This window comes from Nonomuraea lactucae (genome assembly GCF_003313395.1).
Taxonomy (GTDB): domain Bacteria; phylum Actinomycetota; class Actinomycetes; order Streptosporangiales; family Streptosporangiaceae; genus Nonomuraea; species Nonomuraea lactucae.
On sequence record NZ_QNFZ01000360.1, the window covers coordinates 1 to 759 of the forward strand.

General features: G+C 73.3%; 2 protein-coding genes. Both read left to right on the forward strand.

Annotated features, from left to right (window positions below):
- The coding region (locus DQW85_RS21950; RefSeq protein WP_162795209.1) for a PucR family transcriptional regulator at positions 1-421 on the forward strand (421 nt) is incomplete at its 5' end.
- Between the two features lie 59 nt (positions 422-480).
- The coding region (locus DQW85_RS21955) for an imidazolonepropionase-like domain-containing protein (RefSeq protein ID WP_205315303.1) at positions 481-759 on the forward strand (279 nt) is incomplete at its 3' end.

Here is a 759-nt window from a genome sequence, read left to right on the forward strand (position 1 = left end):
GCCCGCGCTGGCCGCCGCGGCCGAGTCGTACGCGGAGGCCCGGCACGCCGCCGAGGTCGCCGCCCGCGTGCCCGGCCTCGGGCGTTCGGTGGAGTGGGCACGGCTCGGCGTCTACCGGATGCTCACCCACCTGCCGCACCACGAGCTGCATCCGGGTCTCGAACCGCTGCTCGCCGACCGGCAGCACCTGCCCCTTCTGGAGACTCTGGAGACGTACCTGGACCTCGCGGGCAGCGTCGTGGCAGCGTCGCGGGCGCTGCGACTGCACCGCACGTCGCTCTACTACCGGCTGCAGCGCGTGGAGGAGCTGGCGTGTACGGACCTGAAGGACGGCGGCGAGCGGCTCGCCCTGCATCTCAGCCTCAAACTGGCCCGGCTCTCGGGCCGCTACCGCCCCCGCGACGCTCGCCCGGACGGCTGATTGCGCGCCCCGCCAGCGTCACGTTTAATACCGAAAAGGAAAATTCGACGGGAGCTCGAATGCCTAAAAAGCGCGCCAGGCCGGTCTTCGGCAGGCGCGCGCCCGCGCCGATCGTCGTCCATTCCGCCCCTCTGGTCCTCCCCGTCGCCACGGAGCCCATCCGTGACGGTGCGGTCGTCGTACGAGGCGAACGGGTGCTCCAGGTGGGGTCGCGGGAGGACCTGCTGGCGTACTTCCCCGTCACCGAGGAGCGGCGCTGGCCCGGCATGATCGTGGCCGGGCTCGTGGACGCCTGCGCCGCCGGCGGACCGCCCGCCCCGGGCGTGACCGCGCGCGGC